This window comes from Cohnella ginsengisoli (assembly GCF_029525555.1).
Taxonomy (GTDB): Bacteria; Bacillota; Bacilli; order Paenibacillales; family Paenibacillaceae; genus Cohnella; species Cohnella ginsengisoli.
This window is the reverse complement of the sequence record NZ_JAPDHZ010000008.1, coordinates 287,120-306,615: the sequence shown is the minus strand read 5'-3', so window position 1 is coordinate 306,615 and position 19,496 is coordinate 287,120. Positions and strand designations below refer to the sequence as shown.

General features: G+C 58.2%; 21 protein-coding genes and 1 pseudogene. 18 read left to right on the top strand and 4 right to left on the bottom strand.

The window, feature by feature from the left end; genetic code table 11:
* Positions 1–4: 4 nt before the first annotated feature.
* Both OMP38_RS32195 and OMP38_RS32190 read right to left on the bottom strand, forming a co-directional pair.
* Positions 5–511: a Crp/Fnr family transcriptional regulator gene (locus tag OMP38_RS32195; RefSeq protein WP_277568687.1), complete on the bottom strand. Its 507-nt coding sequence runs from the start codon at positions 509–511 to the stop codon at positions 5–7.
* A 75-nt stretch (positions 512–586) separates the two neighbouring features.
* Positions 587–895 (bottom strand): hypothetical protein, encoded by a 309-nt coding sequence (locus OMP38_RS32190; protein ID WP_277568686.1) that lies wholly within the window; start codon positions 893–895, stop codon positions 587–589.
* Between the two features lie 346 nt (positions 896–1,241).
* Here OMP38_RS32190 and OMP38_RS32185 point away from each other — a divergent pair, with 346 nt between their 5' ends.
* Positions 1,242–1,733, top strand: a complete 492-nt coding sequence (locus OMP38_RS32185; protein WP_277568685.1) for a pyridoxamine 5'-phosphate oxidase family protein — start codon at positions 1,242–1,244, stop codon at positions 1,731–1,733.
* Between the two features lie 100 nt (positions 1,734–1,833).
* Here the strand turns inward: OMP38_RS32185 and OMP38_RS32180 are convergent, their stop codons facing one another.
* Both OMP38_RS32180 and OMP38_RS32175 read right to left on the bottom strand, forming a co-directional pair.
* Entirely contained in the window at positions 1,834–2,733 is a 900-nt protein-coding gene (locus OMP38_RS32180) for a sigma-70 family RNA polymerase sigma factor (RefSeq protein WP_277568684.1), read from the bottom strand.
* Positions 2,734–3,011: 278 nt separating this feature from the next.
* A complete protein-coding gene (locus OMP38_RS32175) occupies positions 3,012–3,476 on the bottom strand; it encodes a carboxymuconolactone decarboxylase family protein (RefSeq protein ID WP_277568683.1) in 465 nt (154 codons plus the stop codon).
* A 287-nt stretch (positions 3,477–3,763) separates the two neighbouring features.
* On the opposite strand from OMP38_RS32175, the gene OMP38_RS32170 reads away from it, so the two are divergent.
* From OMP38_RS32170 to OMP38_RS32090, 17 genes and pseudogenes are all read left to right on the top strand, one after another.
* Entirely contained in the window at positions 3,764–4,792 is a 1,029-nt protein-coding gene (locus OMP38_RS32170) for an SDR family oxidoreductase (RefSeq protein ID WP_277569021.1), read from the top strand.
* A 155-nt stretch (positions 4,793–4,947) separates the two neighbouring features.
* Positions 4,948–5,397 carry an Rrf2 family transcriptional regulator gene (locus tag OMP38_RS32165; protein WP_277568682.1) on the top strand — a complete coding sequence of 150 codons (450 nt, stop codon included), beginning with the start codon at positions 4,948–4,950 and terminating at the stop codon, positions 5,395–5,397.
* A 208-nt stretch (positions 5,398–5,605) separates the two neighbouring features.
* Positions 5,606–5,977, top strand: a pseudogene (locus OMP38_RS32160) (histidine kinase N-terminal 7TM domain-containing protein); the annotation flags it as partial.
* A 70-nt stretch (positions 5,978–6,047) separates the two neighbouring features.
* Positions 6,048–7,415: a sensor histidine kinase gene (locus OMP38_RS32155; RefSeq protein WP_477100089.1), complete on the top strand. Its 1,368-nt coding sequence runs from the start codon at positions 6,048–6,050 to the stop codon at positions 7,413–7,415.
* Positions 7,412–8,371, top strand: coding sequence for a response regulator (locus OMP38_RS32150; protein ID WP_277568681.1), 960 nt, complete (start codon positions 7,412–7,414; stop codon positions 8,369–8,371). Before OMP38_RS32155 ends, OMP38_RS32150 begins: the two co-directional genes overlap by 4 nt.
* Entirely contained in the window at positions 8,295–8,555 is a 261-nt protein-coding gene (locus tag OMP38_RS32145) for a bacterial transcriptional activator domain-containing protein (protein ID WP_277568680.1), read from the top strand. The genes OMP38_RS32150 and OMP38_RS32145 overlap by 77 nt, the downstream gene beginning before the upstream one ends.
* A 220-nt stretch (positions 8,556–8,775) precedes the next feature.
* Positions 8,776–11,229, top strand: a complete 2,454-nt coding sequence (locus tag OMP38_RS32140) for a hemoblobin-interacting domain-containing protein (RefSeq protein WP_277568679.1) — start codon at positions 8,776–8,778, stop codon at positions 11,227–11,229.
* Positions 11,230–11,248: 19 nt separating this feature from the next.
* On the top strand, positions 11,249–12,937 hold the full coding sequence (locus tag OMP38_RS32135; RefSeq protein WP_277568678.1) for an S-layer homology domain-containing protein: 1,689 nt from the start codon (positions 11,249–11,251) through the stop codon (positions 12,935–12,937).
* 244 nt (positions 12,938–13,181) lie between these two features.
* On the top strand, positions 13,182–13,847 hold the full coding sequence (locus tag OMP38_RS32130; RefSeq protein WP_277568677.1) for an S-layer homology domain-containing protein: 666 nt from the start codon (positions 13,182–13,184) through the stop codon (positions 13,845–13,847).
* A 7-nt stretch (positions 13,848–13,854) separates the two neighbouring features.
* Positions 13,855–14,613, top strand: coding sequence for a hypothetical protein (locus OMP38_RS32125; RefSeq protein WP_277568676.1), 759 nt, complete (start codon positions 13,855–13,857; stop codon positions 14,611–14,613).
* Between the two features lie 25 nt (positions 14,614–14,638).
* Positions 14,639–15,298, top strand: coding sequence for a hypothetical protein (locus OMP38_RS32120; protein WP_277568675.1), 660 nt, complete (start codon positions 14,639–14,641; stop codon positions 15,296–15,298).
* Positions 15,299–15,664 carry a GNAT family N-acetyltransferase gene (locus OMP38_RS32115; RefSeq protein ID WP_277568674.1) on the top strand — a complete coding sequence of 122 codons (366 nt, stop codon included), beginning with the start codon at positions 15,299–15,301 and terminating at the stop codon, positions 15,662–15,664.
* Positions 15,642–16,172 carry a GNAT family N-acetyltransferase gene (locus tag OMP38_RS32110; protein WP_277568673.1) on the top strand — a complete coding sequence of 177 codons (531 nt, stop codon included), beginning with the start codon at positions 15,642–15,644 and terminating at the stop codon, positions 16,170–16,172. The genes OMP38_RS32115 and OMP38_RS32110 overlap by 23 nt, the downstream gene beginning before the upstream one ends.
* A 13-nt stretch (positions 16,173–16,185) precedes the next feature.
* Positions 16,186–16,473 carry a hypothetical protein gene (locus tag OMP38_RS32105; protein WP_277568672.1) on the top strand — a complete coding sequence of 96 codons (288 nt, stop codon included), beginning with the start codon at positions 16,186–16,188 and terminating at the stop codon, positions 16,471–16,473.
* Positions 16,461–17,084 carry a GNAT family N-acetyltransferase gene (locus OMP38_RS32100; RefSeq protein ID WP_277568671.1) on the top strand — a complete coding sequence of 208 codons (624 nt, stop codon included), beginning with the start codon at positions 16,461–16,463 and terminating at the stop codon, positions 17,082–17,084. The genes OMP38_RS32105 and OMP38_RS32100 overlap by 13 nt, the downstream gene beginning before the upstream one ends.
* A gap of 106 nt (positions 17,085–17,190) precedes the next feature.
* Positions 17,191–18,165 carry an iron-hydroxamate ABC transporter substrate-binding protein gene (locus OMP38_RS32095; RefSeq protein ID WP_277568670.1) on the top strand — a complete coding sequence of 325 codons (975 nt, stop codon included), beginning with the start codon at positions 17,191–17,193 and terminating at the stop codon, positions 18,163–18,165.
* 252 nt (positions 18,166–18,417) lie between these two features.
* A complete protein-coding gene (locus OMP38_RS32090) occupies positions 18,418–19,446 on the top strand; it encodes a M14 family zinc carboxypeptidase (RefSeq protein WP_277568669.1) in 1,029 nt (342 codons plus the stop codon).
* The last annotated feature ends 50 nt before the right edge of the window (positions 19,447–19,496 follow it).

The window sequence follows — 19,496 nt, the reverse complement described above, 5'->3', positions numbered from 1 at the left end:
GGACTTACTGCGGCGGCTGCTGCTTGCGCAGCAGCCGGTTGACCGTTTCGCGGCGCAGCCCGACGAACTGGCCGATCTCTTCCTGGGTCAGCACGTCGGCGAGCGGCGCCGGCCCGATATAAGTCTTGAACCAGATTTCGAGCTTTCTGAGCTTTTCCGCGGGAGACGTCTCCGTCAATTGGTCGAACCGCTGCTGCAGCAGACTCAGCCTGTCCTGCAAGAGCAGCGCCACGTTCCGATAACGAGCGGGGTCCTGCGCCAATTCCTCGTACCACTCCGCGGCCGGGAGCACGTCGATCTCGCTGGTGGAGAGCGCGACGGCCGTGCCGAAGTACGGCTTGGGGCTGATGAGCGAGTGATGGGGGATCGTTTCTCCGGGCACGATGATGTTGACGAGATACTGCGAGCCGTCCGGATGAAGGCGCACGATCTTGAGCAGGCCGCTCCTCAGGTGGTACAAGGGCCCCGTTTCTCCTTGCCGGAATAAAATCTCGCCTTTATGCAAAATCAAGGATGCCGCCTCCGCTCTCGGGGGATATAAAAAAAGCGAATGCGCCGCGGTATAGGGCGATTCGCTTTTTTGTATTTAGCCGGACTCCGCCTGGCTGGCGCGCCGGGTCTGCATGGGGATGATGCGTTCTACGTGATGGGCGATCCACAGCGTGAGCACCAGCCCGATCAGGGAGACGCAGACGGACGCCGGAATGACCCAAACGAAGTCGGTATGCACGAAAAACGGAATCAGCGACACCGCGAGGATCGGCGGGGCGTTCCATTTAAACCGGTTGATCAAGTAAATCACGATGAGCATGTTGACCAGCAAGGAGACCGCGCCCGGGTATACGTAGGATAACGTCGTGCCGATGAGGACCGCGACGACGGCGCCGAAGGCCACCTTGCCTAGTTTGCCCGGAGAAAAAGGATGCGCGATAAAAAAGAAGGCTAAACGCGCCGAGCGTGGGGAAGAATAAAGCGTGCATCGAGGGCATGCGCGACGAGATCCAGTAGATGCCCACGATATACAAGCAAATAGCGATAGCCTTGAAATTCAAACGGTTCAACCTCTTCCCAGTTCATACCTGATCTATTCCCATGGACTTACCGACATTATTTTACGCCTCTTCCTTTCCGCGCGTCAATGGTTAACTGCACGAGGTTGGCCGATTGGTTGAAGCAACGCCGATCCGGTTTAAATAATACGGAGAGCGCCGAAAGGCCATTCCAAACGACGAGGTGAGGACATGCCAAATATGCATACGGCCAGCCAGGAAGCGATCGACAAGGTGAGAGACCTGATCAAGGGAATCGATACCGCCATGCTCACGACGGTGACGCCCGAAGGTCTGGTATCGCGCCCGCTCAAGACGCAGGAGGTGGAGTTCGACGGGGACCTGTGGTTCCTGACGTCCAAGGATACGGACAAGTACGAGGAGCTGCTGGAGGATCCGCGCGTGAACGTCGCTTATGTCGGCAAATCGTACGTGTCCGTGCGAGGCGAGGCCGAGCTGGTCAGCGACCCGGCCAAGGTTCGGGAGTTCTGGAACGTCGCCTACGAGAAGCTGCTCGACACGACGTACGACGATCCGAATCTGGTGTTGATCAAGGTCAGGGCGGAGACGGCCGAGTATTGGGAAACGGGCAGCAAGATCAAGATGGTCACGCATCTGTTCCAGCGGCTGACCGGTCACGATAGGCCGGATTCGGATCTGAACAAGACCGTGGATTTGCATTGAGCGGGCGCGCCGAGGCCGCAAGCCCGCAGCCGCATCGCCGGAAGCGAGCGGAGGTCGGAGAGTAGCCGCACGCATAAGGGCAGGGCGATAACGCCCCGCATTAATACGAGATGCGCGTCAGCTTCTCCGGATTTGACACCATATAGATGGCCCGAATTCCGCCGCGGCCGTCGGGTTCCAGCGTGTAGGCGACCGGCGTCAGGCGATCCCGCTCCAGCAGGAGACCGGGCTGCCCGCTGATTCGCACGCGCCGCCATTTGCCGTCGAGCGAGCCTTTGTTGGCAATGCCGGCGAAAAAAGCGACGATACGCGCCGGGCCTTCGATCGGGTTGACCGCCGCGCGCACGATGCCGCCGCCGTCGCTCAGCAGCACGGCGTCCTCGGCGAGCAGATGAACGAACGCATCCGGGCGTCCGGACGCAAGCGCCTCCTCGAACGAACGGACAAAGCGGTCCATCTGGGGTTCGGGCGTGTCTTCCTGCTCCGTCAGTTGCAGGTGGCCGATCTTGGCGGAGGCGCGGCTGAAGATTTTGCGGCAGGCAGCCTCGCTCTTGTCGAGCATGGCCGCGATCTCGGCGTAGTCGTAGCCGAACGACTCGCGCAGCACGAACACGGCCCGCTCGGGCGGCGTGCATGTCTGCAGCAGAACGAGCATCGCGTAGCCGAGCCTTTCTTGCAGAAGCATCTGCGCCAGGGGCTGCTCCTTGTCGTCCAGCTCAATGATCGGCTCGGGGAGCCATGGTCCCGGGTAGCTCTCCCGCCGGCGCGGCGCGGCTTTCATCATGTTGAGCGCGCGGTTCGTCGTCATTTTAACGAGATAGGCTTTCGGGTGCTCGATCTCCTCGCCGCCGTTCAGCCGGCTGAGGGCGACGAACACATCCTGCACGGCATCCTCGGCTTCGCTCATCGAGCCGAGCATCCGGTAAGCGATCGAGGTCAGCAGAGGCTTGTATTCGCGGTAGAGCCGATCGACGTCTTGCGTCGCGTCGCTGGTATTCAAGGAGCCCGCCTCCGTTTCTGAATTGCCTTCCCTTATCCTTATAAGTTGCCTTCATTTTATCCAACTTCCTCCTGCGACGCCAACAAAGCCACCCGGCCGGGTGGCTTTATTGAATGAGAAAGCTATGCCTTCCTCTGACGGATTGAACGAGCTGCGGGAGCTGCGGGGGAGGCGATGCGTACCATAAATCCGCTATTTCGCGAAAGGGTCCGCTCGACCGGACACCCGCCGCCTGGATGGTCGGTGAATATCCGCAGACCGCTTCCCGGAACAGAACTTCACGCCTGCGCCGTCTCCTTGTCGAAGCAGCCTGGGAACATGCCCGTCGAGATCGCGATGCGGTTCCAACTGCCGATCGCGTTGACCGCCATCACGATAGCGATGTACTCGCCCTCGCTGAAGTGCCGGCGCGCTTCGTCGTAGACATCCTGCGGCACGCCGGCGTCGGCGATGCGCACGACCGCTTCCGCCAGGGCGAGCGCGGCCCGTTCCTTCGCGGTGAACTGCGGGGCTTCGCGCCATACGGCGATCAGGTTGATGCGCCGTTCGGATTCGCCCATTTTGCGCAGGTCGGCCGTATGCATGTCGACGCAGTAGGCGCAACCGTTGATCTGCGACGACCGAATCTTGATCAGCTCGTAGAGCACGGGATCGAGGCCCAGTTTTTTGACCGAGTCCTCCAGCTTCAGCATCGCCTGGAAAGCGGCCTGGTTCGCCGTCATATAGTTCATTCGCAATTGCATGTCGATTCCTCCATTTGGCTCGTATTTGTCGTTTCTGCTATCTGAAGACAACGAGACTGCCTTGTTTGTGACAGGACTGAACTTTCTTTATAAAGGGCAGCCGAGAGCCCGCCTTCTTCCTGCTAGTTGTTCCCCGAACCCGGTACCGTGAATCGGGACGACGCCTTCAGGGATTTGCCCGAAGAGTTTCGGGCATCCGGCGACAGGACCGGCCTTCCCGGCAGCGAATATAAGTAGGGAGGCGTGTTATCGCTTGCTCCAATTCACTTTGCGGAGGTGCTTTTTTGATGAAGGCGTTATTTATCGGCGGCACGGGTACGATCAGCGCGGCGATCACGCGACAGCTGGCTGCGCAAGGCTGCGACCTGTATTTGCTGAACCGAGGCACGCGCAACGCGGATCTGCCCGCGAACGTCAAGACGCTCGAGGCGGACATTAACGACGAAGCGCGCGTGGCGGAGGTGATCCGCGATTTGTCGTTCGACGTAGTGGCGGATTTTATCGCCTTCGTGCCTGCCCAACTGGAGCGGGATTACCGTCTTTTCGCGGGGAAAACCAAGCAGTTCATTTTCATCAGCTCCGCCTCCGCCTACCAAAAGCCGCTGTCCGACTACCGGATCACGGAGAGCACGCCGCTCGCCAATCCGTACTGGGAGTATTCGAGGAACAAGATTGCCTGCGAGGAATATTTGATGAAGCAGTATCGCGAGCAGCGCTTCCCGGTCACGATCGTGCGGCCGAGCCACACGTACGACGAGCGTTCGATACCGCTGGGCGTGCACGGCAGCAAGGGCTCATGGCAGGTGGCCAAGCGGATGCTCGAAGGCAAGCCCGTTCTGATCCATGGCGACGGCACCTCGCTGTGGACGATGACGCATAACGAAGATTTCGCGAAAGGCTTCATCGGCCTGATGGGCAATCTGCACGCGATCGGTGAATCAGTCCAGATCACCTCGGACGAATCGCTGACCTGGAACCAGATTTACGCGGCCATCGCCGACGCGCTCGACGTACCGCTGCGGGCGGTGCACGCGACTTCTGAATTTCTGGCGGCGTGCAGCCGGGAGGATTTTACGGGCGGGCTGATCGGAGACAAGGCCAACACCGTCGTCTTCGACAATGCGAAGCTGAAGCGGCTCGTGCCCGGCTTCGCGGCCGAAACGCGTTTCGACCAAGGAATCAAGCGGACCGTGGCGCATATCCTGGCGCATCCAGAGCTGCAGCGGGAAGACCCCGACTTCGACCGCTGGTGCGACAGGGTTATCGAGGCGCTGGACGAAGCGGCTTCGGCCGTTAAACGGTCGCTCGCGGACTAGCGAGTGCTGGAATGAAACGAAAGGGAGGCCAAGCGGGGAATAGGCTTCCCTTTTTTAAAGGAATCGTATAGCCATGTTTATTCGGCTTCGAAATGCTTGCCTTGACATCCCGCACTAGTTGTAACTATACTTTTTACAACGAAAGGGTGTTGCTTATGCAAATCAGCAGCAGATTTTCCATCGGCGTGCACATCTTGTCCCTGCTGGCGATCCGGCCGCAGGATCATCATACGTCGGAATGGCTGGCCGGCAGCGTCGGGACGAATCCCGTCGTCATCCGCCGTGTGCTCGGCCATCTGAAGAAGGCGGGACTGGCCAACGTCAAGGCCGGGAGCGGCGGCGCCACGCTGGCGCGGGAGCTTGACGAGATCACGCTGCTCGACGTCTATCGCGCGGTCGACGTGGTGGAGGAAGGCAATCTGTTCCATGTGCACGAGCAGCCGAATCCGGCTTGTCCGGTGGGGGCCAACATCGAGAAGGTGCTGCGCCTGATGATGTTCAAGGCGCAAGCGGCGATGGAGGGCGTGCTGGCTGCCGTGACGATGAGAGAGCTCGTCGACGTGCTGGCTCGGGAGATCGAAGAAAAGCGTGCCGCGAACGGCTAAACGCTTTTCTTTGTCCGAGTTGTAACTAATATGGTTACAATAAAACATCCGGCGCCGTCTGTTTGCGTCGAAATTTGTCATTTCTCCATCGTTAAAGGGGTGTATACTGAAGAAAGCGGAAGCTGCGGCCGTCTGCTGCGGGTAAATGGGTCTCGCGCACCGTGAACGCATTTCCAGCCTACCACTTGCATGAGGAGCCTCCTCTTTTATGAACCTCAATTTATATTTGTCGGCCTTGCTGATGGCGGCTACCGGCTGCTCCGCAGTGGTCGTCTATTTGTGTTGGAAAAGAAGAGAGCTGCCGATCGCGGTCAGCTATGGCTTGTGCATTTTGAGCACCGCGTTCTACACGTTCGGCTACGCGTTCGAGCTCGTCAGTACGTCGCTGGAGACCATACGCTTCTGGCTGCGCATCGAGTATATCGGCATCCCGTTCGGCACCGTGTTCTGGATCGTCATGGTGCTCCAATATACGGGCAAGCAGGCTTACATACGCAAATGGACCGTCGCCGCCGCGATGGTTATTCCCGTCGTGACGTTCATCGCCCACAATACGAACGAATGGCATCATCTTTTTTTACAAAAGCCTCACGCTCGACGACTCCGAGGGCTTCCCGCTGGCTCGGATCGTCAGGGGTCCGCTGTATTACTTGCACGCGGTGTACGCATACGCGCTCATCCTCGTCGGGACCGTCCTCCTCCTGCGCATGTACTTCAAGTCCGCGCCGTCCATGAAAAAGCATGTCGCGCTCATGCTGGTAGGCTCGCTGGCCCCGTATAGCTTTACGCTCGTCTATCTCAGCGAAGTGCTGCCCACGCCGTTCGATATTTCTCCGTTCGGCTTCGTCCTCTCGGGCGTCTTTTTCCTGTTCGGCATCTACCAGTTCAACCTGCTCAGGCTCGCGCCGATGGCGCTGCAGAAGGTGTTCGAATCCATGCAGGACGCCGTCGTACTGCTGGATCTGGAGTGCAACATCACCGGCTTCAATCAATCGGCCGGACGCACGATTCAAGGCTTGAGCCGCAAAAACGGAATCGGCCAGCCGGCATCGGCCGTTTTCGCGGCCCATCCCGAGCTTCTCCGGCGAATCGACCGTGCGTCAGGCTCCGAGGATCACGAGCTTCTTAAGGACGAAGCCGCGGACCGTTATTACAAAGTCCAGCTCTCGCTCATCGCCGATTTTCGCTCCAGACCGACGGGCAAGATGCTGCTGCTGCGCGACGTGACGGACGCGGTGCGATCCGAGGAGCGGCTGCTCGAGAACGCCAGGCAGCTTCGCGAGCTGAACGCCTTCAAGGATCAGATGTTCAACGTGATCGCGCACGATATCCGGGATCCGATGGCGGTGCTGCTGAATCTGACCGAGCTGCTGGAGGAGGAGGCGTCCGCCTGCGGAGAGGACCATGAAGAGATCGTGCAGGAGATGAGCCGGCAGGTATACAGCACCTTTGCGCTCGTCGAGAGCTTGCTCGAATGGTTCCGCAGTCAGCGAAGCGGCATGGTGTTCGTACCGATCGTCCAGAGCCTGTCCCACTCCGTGCAGCGGAATGTCCGGCTTCTGCAAGGCCGCAGCGACGGCAAAGGCATCCGGATCGCATCCGACGTCCAGTCGGACGCGTTCGTGTACGCGGACAAGGAGATGCTTGACCTGGTGCTGCGCAATCTGCTGTCCAATGCCATCAAATTCACCGAGCTTGGCGGCGACATCCAGGTGCGGGCATCGCGGTCGGGAGACGCGTTCACCGTCAGCGTCAGCGATTCGGGCATAGGCGTGCCCGAGGAGCGGCTGTATTCGCTGCTGCGGGAAGACAACGTCGTCTCTACCGATGGGACGGCGGGCGAGCGGGGCGTTGGGCTGGGACTCGCGCTCTGCAAGGAGTTCGTGCGGCTGAACGGCGGAGAGCTCTGGTTCGACAGCGCGCCCGGGCAGGGCAGCATCTTTTACTTCACCTTGCCGGCCGCGCAGGCGGATACCGCTTCCCACGACGATCTGACGGCGGAGAGGGAGAGCGGATGAAGATCCTGGTCGTGGACGACGAAAAAGCGATGCACCTGATCATGAAGCGGATGCTGGCGAAAATCGACGGCGTCGAAGTCGTCGGCAGCTTCGCGGATACCGCATCGGCCGAAGCCTATTTGAAGACCGTCGCGGTGGACCTGATCTTTATCGACATCAACATGCCCAAGGAGAGCGGCATGGCCTTCGCCCAGCGGCTTCGAGAGAGCGGGAGCGAGGTCAAGCTCGTCTTCGTGACCTCGCATACCGAGTTCGCGCTGGCTGCGTTCGACGTCTACGCCTACGACTTCATGGTGAAGCCTGTCATACAAGAGCGGCTGCAGCATACGGTCCGAAGGGCGATGGCAGAATCGAGCGACGGCAAAGGAAGCGCGGTACGCCCGGCAATACCCGAGCCGCAAGTGCGGGTGAACTGTCTCGGGCGCATGGAGATCCGCGGCGCGCAGGGCGAGCTCGTCAAGTGGAGATCCAGCAAGAGCGCGGAGCTGTGCGCCTACCTGGTGCTGCAGCGCGGGAGCCTCGTCTCCAGGGCGCGGCTAATCGAGGACATCTTCGGCGGCATGCCTCGCAAAAACGCGGAGGTCTACCTGAACACGACGGCCTACCAGCTCCGCAAGGTGCTCGAAGCGATCGGCATGAAGGGAAGCCTGCATTCGGACGCCAATCACTATGCGCTGAATCTGACGCTGGCGGAGGTCGACTTCCATCGCTTCGAAGAGGGCTGTCGGGAAATGGCGGGGGTGGATGCGTCCAACCTGGACGGGGCGATCGAGCTGGAGCGTGCCTATGTAGGCCAGCTGTTCGGGGATCTCGCCTATCCGTGGGCGTGGAGCGAGGTCGAGCGAATTTCCCAAATGTACGCGTCGTTCACCCTTCGTCTTGGCCAGGCGTTGTTGGACCGGGGGGGATATCCAGGCCGCGATCCGTCTGCTCGCCAAGCTCACGGCGCACAATGAACTCGACGAGGATACGGTCAAGCTTTATATGAAGGCGCTGGCCTTGCAGCACAATCGAGAAGCGCTGATCCGGCTGTACGCGAAGTATTCGGACACGCTTCAGGAAGAGCTGGGCGTCCGGCCTTCGATCGAGGTGACCAAGCTGTACGGACAACTGCTGACACAGTTGGAAGCCACCGAGTAGAAGAGATAGACCAATAGAGCAAGCTTACTTAATAGAAGAGGCTGCCCATAGAGGAAGCTGACCGGAAGACTCGTTTCCGCGCGGAATGAGTCTTTTTTCGCATGCGGAGGCAGAAATGGATTCTCGTCGAAGTTTGTCATTTTGCCGTCATTGGCGACATTTATACTAAAATCTAGTAAAAAAAGAATCACTAAAAACATATAGGAGTGACAAAAGAAGAATGAAAAAAGTTTCAGTGTTTTTGATGCTGGCGATGTTGGTCTTCGCAGCATTCTCGTACGCGCCTGCGGCGAGTGCAAATCCAGTTCCGCCTGCGGAGCTTAACGCGACAGCTTCCGTCAGCGGGGATTTCAAGACGATCACCCTTACTTTTGACAGCAGCTTCGATCCGGCTGACGGCGTGGACTTGAAGAACGCCATTACGATTAAGAAGACGGGAACCGATCTATTTGCACCGCTCGGTGGTTCGGATTCGGTTATTTTTGATGAGCCGAAGAAGCTCGTTTTGACACTGAATGCGGAACTCGTCGGGGATTCGAACACTATACATATCGCGGCGGATACACTGCGGATAGACGGCTTCGATGATCCATACGCTTCCCCGATTGAGGTAGATTCGATCGTGGGCAAGGACATCACCCCGCCGGCATATGAAGGGGCAGAGAGCTACGATAACGGAGTTACGCTGTACTTCGACGAAAATTTCTCCCTCGTATTCCCGGACAGCATTGAGGATGAATCGGCGGCTCTCGCTTATCTGCAAAGCCAGATTCAAATCGCGTCCGACGGCGAGCATTTCTCTCCTTTGGTTGACGGCTTAGTAAGTTTGTCTTGGGGAAGCAACTACTTGCAAATCGACTCCGAGCAAGATGTAAGACTTGTATCCGGTCCGAAAACCAAGATTAAGCTCGCAGCCGGTTTGCTCAAGGATACGGCAGGCAATGTTACACAAGAGCTGGCCCTAGCCGTGAGTTCGCCTTCTATTTTGAGCGCCGAGCTCAGCGACGATAACCATGACGTCACGGTTAAATTCGACCGGAATATCTACCCCACGTCGTTTATTGAATCACCGGAAGATTTCATGTCAAGGATCTGGCTGCAGGAAGATGGCAATCGCAGCAGGGGACTGATTGAAGCCGATACCGCAGAGATCGTCGAGGACCAGTTGAAAATCCACTTCAGCATTGCGTTGAACGGCGACTCGAATCAAATCGGGATCAGTGAAAACACCCTGCGGGATGCGGATGGTAATTATACTTCAGATTACACGGTTTCTCCGTACCTAAAGGCGCACGCAGACGGGGATCTATCGGACACGACCGGCCCTGAGTATGTCGATTATCTCGTGTCGCAAGATCTAAAAGATGTGACTCTCCTTTTCAATGAACCAGTAAAAATCTCCGTTTCGGATCTAGCGCAGTTTAGAAATAATTTGCGTTGGTTCGATTCTAATTTCGGATACAGATACGGGCTCCCGTCGGACGCAACGGTGACAGTGTCGGAGAATACGGTTAAGATTCATTTTGAAACGTTGTCAGGCACGGTGCTATATTTGTACTCCGAACTGGGATACTTCACGGACTTAAACGGCAACAGAAGGAATAACTATAGCGAATTTAACACTGCTTGGTTTAATTCTGACAATGTGCAGCCCATGCGTCTGTCTGGCTATTTCGATTTAAACGGCAGATTTTTAAGCCTTAACCTAATAAGCTCTTATTCCGATGAATTCGTGGATTTGACCGCAGACGAGAAGGGATCCCATTTAAAAGAAAAGATTATGATCTCAACGGATAATGGAGTTACGTTCAAGCCATTGTCCGATGAGGATAAGGTCATTTTCAACGGATCCCAGATCGCCATTTTTCTGCAAAATCCGATCGTGGGCGGGACTGTTCAAGTCAAGCTTGAGGCAGATGTTCTAATGGATTCACATCATTATCAGGTGAACGGTGCTATCCAGCAGACAATCGCGTACAACAGACCTCAAATTACGGGTTATTTGTTCAGCGACGCGAATACCGTGCTGAAGTACGAGGATAACACCGAATGGAGCAAACATGTTACCGGCATTAAAATTAGGGATCGCGAGAATGAGACTACAAGAACGTTGACAGCCGCAGAATACACAATTTCGGGTGGCAAGATTACCCTCAATAAAGGGATTTTCCTTAGGGACCGTGAGTATTACATTGATGTCGAAGCGGAGGGTTATAGCAGTCAAGGATTTTCCGGCATTGCTCGGAAGTCTTCCGACATTTTCTACATGACTTCTCCGTCGGTAACGAAATCCAATGGCATAACCGCCAGTGTTTTCATCTATAACCGGGCAATCGAATCGAACCCGAATTATAATCCGGCACTCAAGGTATCCGAATCCCGCAGCAGCAGCGCAGGTACGCAAGACGTTGTGTTCGAGCTGTTCGATGGCGATACGCCGGTCAGCATCGCTGCGGCAGAGCTGGCAGTGGGAACGGGTACGTATACAGCCAAGTTTAACGTACCGGATGCAACATCGGCTTCCAGGAACTATACGGTCAAGGCATTCATCGTAAGCAGCTTTGACGGAGAGACTGGCGATGTGGGGCTGAGTCTAGGTACGGTAAAGACACAGTCGGAGATCGATGAAGCCATCATGCTGTCGCAAAATAACAATAACAACTATGAAAATTAAGGGAGCGGGGAAACAAGCAGTGAAATCTAGTATACTGCGTATTTTCATGATACTGACGCTGTGCCTGGCGTTCGTCCCGGCTGCTGCTTATGCTGAAAGCTCGACCGTATCGCTGCAGAACGTAGCGGACGTAACGGTCGGAGACAAGGTGGACATCAAGGGTGCTTCCACGCTGGATAAGGTCATCGTCAAGGTGCTGCGGCCGGACACCAGCGTCGTGTACTTCGATATCGTGCCAGTGACCGCAGGTCAGTTCGCGGCGCCGTTCACGATCGGATCTGGCGAACCCGCTGGTACCTATACCGTGGTTGCGGGGCAAGGCAGCGAGGTCTCCAGCAAGACCTTTAAAGTAACGGCGAAGACGGTAACGCCGCCTCCGAGCGGGTCGGTGTCGACGCCGACGCCTCCACCTACGCCGGACAAGGTCATCACGCCGGTAGGCGGCGCTGTACCGGTCGTGGTCGACACGAGCAAGAACAAGACTTCGACGGTAGACGTAGGCGGCCGCTCGACGACCGTCATCACGCAAGACGGCGCTTCGCTCGCCGACGCGTTGAAGAAGGCTGCGCAGCAGGACAACAAGGGCGCGGCTCCTGTCGTATACATTGCCTATGAGGGCAAGCAGGGCGATGCCGTGCAGTTTAACCTGCCGTTCTCCGTCTTGAAAGACGCCGCCTCGTCAGGCGCGATCGTATCGCTGCAAACCGGCGAAGGCGAGTATTCGCTGCCGCTCAGCGTACTGAACTTCGACGCGATCGCGGCGAGTCTCGGCGTGTCGGCATCGGACATCACGATTCAGATCAACATCGTCCCGTCCGCTGATGACATCAACGCCAAGATTAAGGCTAGCGCGGCTGGCATCGGCGCCTCGCAGCAGGGCGGCGCGATCGAGTTTTCGATCGTCGCGTCCGGCGGCGGCAAGACTTCCGAGCTGAATGAATTCGGCTCGACTTATGTGTCGCGTACGGTCGTCGCATCCGGCACGATTGACGCTTCGCATTCGACCGTCGCGCTGTACGATCCGCAGACAGGCGCGCTGACCTTCGTACCCGCGCAGTTCACGAAGCAGTCGGACGGCACCCTCAAAATCTCGTTCAAGCGTAACGGCAACAGTATCTATACGGTGCTGACAGCAAGCAAGGCTTTTGCAGATCTGAGCACGCATTGGGCAAAGGCAGACATCGAGCTGCTCGCTTCCAAGCTCGTCGTGAACGGCGTGTCCGACACGAAGTTCGCGCCGAACAGCAGCATCACGCGGGCCGAGTTCGCGGCGCTGCTCGTCCGTGCGCTGGGCCTCACGCCTGACGCTTCCGGCGCTGCAGGCTTCAAGGATGTCGCATCCGGCGCATGGTACGCAGGCGCGACTGGCGCAGCCGTAAAGGCGAAGCTGGTCGAAGGCTTCGAGGACGGCAGCTTCAAGCCAGGCGCTACGATCACCCGCGAGCAGATGGCGGTCATGATCACGAGAGCCGTCGCGTACGCGCAAGGCTCCGCTTCGACGGCGGCGTCTTCGGAAGCCTCGCTTAATGCCTTCAAGGACAAGTCCGCGATCGGGAGTTGGGCCCGCGCATCCGTGGCGCAAGCCGTCGATGCCGGCATCATCACCGGCATGACGAACGACACGTTCGTGCCTTCGGCGAAGGCGAGCCGCGCGCAAGCGGCCGTTATGCTGAAGCGGTTTATGCAATACACGGACCTGATCGACTGATCGCCGGCAGCATACGAAAAGGAAAGCCGTCAGGACGTACCTGACGGTTCTTCCGCTTTTATAAGGACACGATCGCCGTTAATCGTTAACGGCACACGAAGTTGGAATCGTGTCGAAATTTGTCATTCTACAGTCATTGAAAAAGATTATACTTACACGTAGGCCTAAAAAAGACTGACGAAAAACTGCGACACTAATCGCATTCGCTGCAAGCGGCAATTTCACCATGAGGGATGGGATCATATTGGCAACGAATTGGAAAGCACTGCTCCTGGCAAGCATGATCGCGACGACGGCTTTCGGTGCGAGGAACGTAATCGCCGCTCCTGCCGTATCCGCGGAGCAAACGACGTTCAAAGATATTGACGCGATGTCGAACGACACGCAGGCAGCCATTCGCGAGGCGGTCTCGCTGGGACTGATCGCCGGCTATCCGGACGGAGCGTTCAAGCCGAACGAGCCGCTGACGCGGACGCAGCTCGCCGTGCTTCTGGTCAAGGCGCTGCACCTGCCGGTGAGCGCGAACGCCGGATCGAGCTACAAGGATGTAGCCGCCGGGAGCTGGAGCGCCGGCTACATCGAGGCGGTTCGCAAGGCCGGTCTGATGAACGGAACGGATGCAGGCTTCGATCCGAATCGCAACGTGACCCGACAAGAGCTGGCTTCCGTATTTGTACGCGCGGTCAACGGCCTGAACACGACCGGCGGACGCGATGCGGATCCCGCGCTCGCCGACGGCGCCAGCGGTTGGGCGGCCGCGTCCGTGCAAGCCGCGCTCCGGCTCGGCTTGATGACTGCGAAGGAAAACGGCTTTGCGCCTCGGGAAGAGGTCGCGAGAGCGGATATCGCGCAGCTTCTGGTGGACATTTTTCCGGAAAAAAGAGCAAACCGCAACCGTCACGAAGATTGACGGCGACGTGATCATGGTCGATGGGACGCCGCTGCTCGTATCGGACGAGCTGAAACAGCTTCTGCTGGCCGAAGGCAACGGAGAGGCGCTTCTAGGCGCGAAGCTTCGGTACAAATCAGCCGTTCGGAGCGTGAACGTGTTATCGGAGCTGGAGATCGCCGCCTCAGGTACGGCAAAGGCGCCCGTTAAGCTTGATACGACAGGGATGCCTGCCGACGGGACGTTGAAGATATCGGGCGACCAGCCGGTTGCGCTGTCCGGCAAAGGCTTATTTCGCGAGATCCAGATTACCAATCCCAAGGCCAAGCTGACTGTCGGCACCGACTTGCGGATCGCTCGCCTGGTCTTGCCAGACGGCGTCTCGCTGACGGACATCGTAACCAACCTGAGTCAGGTTCAGTCGCAGATCGGCAGCATGGTTTCTGCGAGCGGAGCGACGTTGTCCTTGCCGGCATCGCCCGTCTATTACAGCGCTCCGACCGTCTTAGACAAGAGCGCGCTCGATGCGGCGATCGCCGACGCCTCCGGCCTTGCCGATGCGGCGGTTGCGGGAAGCCAAGGGGGGCAGTATCCGCAGAGCGCGATCGACGCGCTGAAAGTCGCTGCCAAAGCCGCGAGCGACGTATATGGCGACGCCGAGGTCAAGCAAGCGGAGATCGACGATGCGGCGTCGGCCTTGCAGGACGCGATCGATACGTTTAAGGCGGCTCAAGTACCGACGCTGGAAGGCTCGCTGATCGAAAACCGGCCTTTTTTACCTCAATAGCGGCAAAACCGGCACGGACGGCGACGTGGTCGTAGGAACGGGATCCGTCGAGACATACAGTAAGCGCAATATTAAAAGCTACCTGCAAATCAAGCGGGGCGCGGAGCTGGAAACGTTGGAATATGACGGTTCCGACAGCGCCAACTACAAGTTCAACGTGCTCGAGGGTAGCAGCGTAGTGGGAGCGGTCTACGTCGAATCCACGTCCGAGCTTGTGGAACTCGCTTCCGGGCCTACCGGGATTACCGTTCACCCGTTAGAAGAAGCCACGGAAAGCACGGAAGCTTCTCTTGTTTTCCACGTCAAAGAGGGCGACAAGGAGGTCGGCAAGTGGACGCTGCCGATTATCATGGACGAGACGGCGCCGACGCTAAGCGGCAGTGTCTATGAAAACGGCAAATTCACGATAACGGCAAGCGAACCGCTGTCTCCATTCGGGTATTCCACCAGCATGATGTTCTCGCAAAGCGGGGACGATAGCGATTATACGGTTGTCGACAATACCAACGCCATCTATTCGGTTGCGATTGTGGGGAATCAAGCCATTATATCCCTCAATGAGGAAGCCATTAGAGGAAGGTATACGCTGCAGCCAAACAGCAAGTTCAAAGTAAATGTGGCCATATCGGACTATGCGGATAATTCGAGTAATCTCAATTCGACGTTAAGTATGCCGCAAGCGTGAATGAAGCCTTTAATGATCGAGGAAATGAAGAGCGCGCTGCCCGGCGTTTATGAACGATTCGTCCCGCCTGAATTGCGCCATGCCCTGCAGCGGATTCCGGCGTCGTTCCTGATACTTGGCGTCCGCAGAGGGGGTGAGCCCGTCGGACTGGCGATCGCCGAGCGGCGGGCGGCCGGCGCGGCCGGTCTGCTCGCCTTGACCGTGGCGGAGCACGAACGTCGCCAAGGCATTGGACGCATTCTTTACGGCGAGACGGAGGCGATTTTGCGGCAAACGGGAACGCAGCTCGTAGGCGCCGATTTTCTCGGCGGTATCGATCCGGATACTTCGGAAGCGGCCTTTTTTGAAGGCTTGCGGATTCGATGAGCCTTGGGCCGGCATCCATATTTGGGGCGGCTCGATCGAGCTTCACCCGGAGCTGCCGTGGGTTCATCGTCTTCGGCTGCCGGACGCTTTTGCCGTTGGCCCCTTTTCAAGCTTGACAGCTCAAGAATTCAATGAAATTCGTCAAGGAGAGGGCGTCTGGTATCCGCCGGACTTGTCGCCGTTTGCGGACGAGGAGCTTGTCGACCAAGAGCGCAGCCTGGTGCTACGCACTGGCGGCGCCGTCGTCGGATGGATGATCATGGAGCGGTTCGACGCCCGCACGATCCTTTTCAAAACGATGTTCGTACACGCCCGGCACCAGCGAATGGGCCGGGGCCTCGCACTAGCAGCCGAGGCAGGGCGGCGCTTGACCGGCGACCCGGCTTTCTCGGAATGGCTTCTATTCGTGGAGGGGCGCAACGAGGTCATGGTCCGTTTCTTGCGAAGGCATGTCTCCCGTCCGGGGGTTCGAAAAGAAGTGATGTGGAGAACGGTCAAGCGACTTTGACCGTTCTTTTGTTGTGGCGAGCATCATCGATCCTGGTGCCCGTTCGCGCTCAGAGCATGAAAGGTCACATTGCTATCCCGTCGCGGTCGTCTGGCAGCCCGTCGCGGGCGTCCTGCTCGCCGGGCTCGCTTCCGCCTTCCTCGTCTGGGAAGCGACCGCCTGGTACGGCATGGAGCTGGCCGCCGCGACGCACACTTGGCTGTTTCTTTGGCTCGCCGGCGCAGCCTTCTACATGATCCAATCCGCGCTGCTCAATTGGATCGGAATGCCGGCGATGGCGATTGCGGAGTGCCTTTATTGAGGCGCTCCGCTTTTTGTTTTGCTCCGAATTCCGAATACCGACCACCAATAAACCGACAAAGTGCTTCCTCTAAGACCTATTCCTTTACGATAGAAACCGATTCGATCCGCCTACGCGCGTTCGCGCCGCGGGATCTTGACGCGCTGCGCGCGCTCACCATGCAGACCGAGATTACCGATCTCCTGCCCGACTGGGAGATGACCGAGGCGCAGCTGACAGATTTCCTGTCGTTCGTCATCGGCAGCTACGACCGCTTCGATCCGGCGGACGTGCGCATCCTGCTCGCGATCGAGCACAAGGCGGACGAACGGCTGATTGGCTGGTGCGGCGTATTCCCGAACGATCTTCTGGATCCGGCGAACCGCGAGGTGGCGCATGCCGTCTCCAAAGACTACCGCGACCGCGGCTATGCCACGAAGGCGGTCCAAACGATGATCGCATTTATATTCCGGCAGACCGAACTTGAACGGGTGGCGGCCATCGTGAAACCCATGAATGTCGCTTCCCGCAGCGTGCTGCTGAAGGCCGGATTCCGGCGGGTCGACCGTCGGACGCTATCCGACGGGCAAGATTATGTCTATTTTGAGACGCGCAGCATTTGGAGCGAGTAGATGGCGCGCAATCTGTATTGACATCGCGGGAATGCGACTCTATAGTTAAATCAATGATATTGATAATCATTATCGTATACACGGAAAAGGGAGAGTCGAATCAACGATGAAAAAGAGAATGTGGACCCCGTTGTTTCTGCTGCTCGCGCTGGTCGTGAGCGCATGCGGCAACAATGCAAGCAATAATAATACCGGCTCGTCGCAGAGCGCGAGCGCATCCGCTAGCGCTTCGTCGGCCGCGAGTCCTTCCGCGAGCGCCGGCGCTTCCGGCAAGATCGCTTACGAATCCGAGAACGGACCGGTCGAAGTCCCCGCCGCGCCCAAGCGCATTATCGCGCTAAACAGCGCGCCCAATGTCCTCTCGCTGGGCGGCACGCTCGTCGGCGTCGACCAATGGACGGCAGGCAACCCGCTTTTCAAAGATAAGGTGCAGGGCGTCGAAGTCGTCTCCACCGAAGATCTGGAGAAGATCATCGAGCTAAATCCCGACCTCATCATCGTCGGCAGCACCGAGAAAAACATCGACAAGCTCAAGGAGATCGCGCCGACCGTCGTCTACACGTGGGGCAAGCTCGACTACCTGAAGCAGCAGATCGAGATCGGCAAGCTCTTGAACAAGGAGCGGGAAGCGCAGGCTTGGGCCGACGACTTCTCGAAGCGCGCGGCCGATATCGGCGCCGAGATCAAGGCGAAGGCCGGCGCGGACGTCACCGTGACGGTGTTCGAATTGTTCGACAAGCAGTTCTACGTTTTCGGCAACAACTGGGCCCGCGGCACGGAGATCGTGTACCAGGCGATGGGCCTCGGCATGCCGGAGAAGGTCAAGAAGGATGCGCTCGGCCCGGGCTATTACACGCTGTCGACCGAAGTGCTGCCGGAGTACGCCGGCGATTATATCATCCTCAGCCGAAGCGCGACCGGCGACAATGGCGCCCTGAACACGGACACCTGGAAGAACATGCCGGCCGTCAAGGCGGGCCATGTCATCGAGATCGATACCGAAGCTTCCAGCTACAGCGATCCGATTACGCTCGAATATCTGTTGAACATTTTCAAAGAAGGAATCCTGGACAAGGCCTGAACGCCCATGCACGACGAAGGGGGACGCGAGAGCGTCCTCTTTTTGCCGTACGGCAACGAATACGCGAATCGTGCGCATGGGCGCGCAGAAGTTCATCGACGCGTACCAGGTCGGCCTGTACCGTCAGAAAAACGGCCATCGCCGAAAAGTTCAAAAATGAAGCGGAAAAGGGAAAGCGTCTTCCTCGGCGCGCCTGCATAATACAGGAGACCCAAACAGCGCTTACGACAACGGTCGCAGGAGGAATAGAACTTGCAGGCATCGTTCTGGAGAGGCAAGCTGACGGATATCGAGGACGCGATGGCGAATCTGAGCCTTGGCCAAGCGAGCGTGCTGACCGCGTCCGCGGGCGGCCGCAGCGTCTATCTGGCCGAGTACGGAGACAAGCAGGATTTCGGCCGGCAGGCGAACTACAGCTCGGCTTGCGGCGCGCGCGATCCTTCGAAGTACGCGAACAAGGGAGAGGACGCGAGGCCCGTGCTCCTCATCGTCGGCGGCGTGCACGGCGGGGAGCTCGAGGGTATCGTCGGCGTCATGAACCTCATCCGGCTGCTCGAGACCGGCGAGGATTACCGGGGACGGCGGCACGATTATATTTATGAAAACGCGAGCCGCTTCCGTCTCTTGCTCATTCCGTGCATGAATCCCGACGGACGGGCGCGTCTGCCGGTCGATTCGCTCATCGGCGTGCCTTACGAGCAGTTCGTTTACTATATGCAAGGTTCTTGGAAGGACGGCACCCTCTGCCGATGGCCGGATTGCAAGGCGGTTCATCCGATCAAGGAAGCCTCGGCGTTTCTCGGCTCCTACTTCAACGACGACGGCGTCAACATGATGCACGACAACTTCTTCGCGCCGATGGCGAAGGAGACGGCCGCGCTGCTCGGGCTGGCGGACCGCGAGGCGGTCGATTTTCACATGTCGCTTCACGGGGGCGCCGACACGGCGGTGCATTTCCCATGGATCCCGTATCTGCCGGTCGACGTCAAGCGCAGGCAGCAGGCGTTCAACCTCCGGATGGCGGAGGCGCACCGCGTGCGAGGACTGCCCTTCGATGTGGTCGAACAGATGGTGCAGGACGGGGAGACGTACCCGTATCCGTCGTTCAACCTGACCACCGCGGTCCATCAAGTATGCGGAGGTCTCAGCATGACGTACGAGTCCAACATGGGCATCGACGGATCGGGGCTGCGCTTCACGCCGGACGAGATTCTCGACTGTCACTTCCTGCTGTTCGAGCAAATGTTCCGGTTTGCGCTCGAGGGGCGGGTACGGGCATAGAGCTTCCGATCAGCGGCTTAACCAAGGCGAGCCGACCGAAAACGCAAACG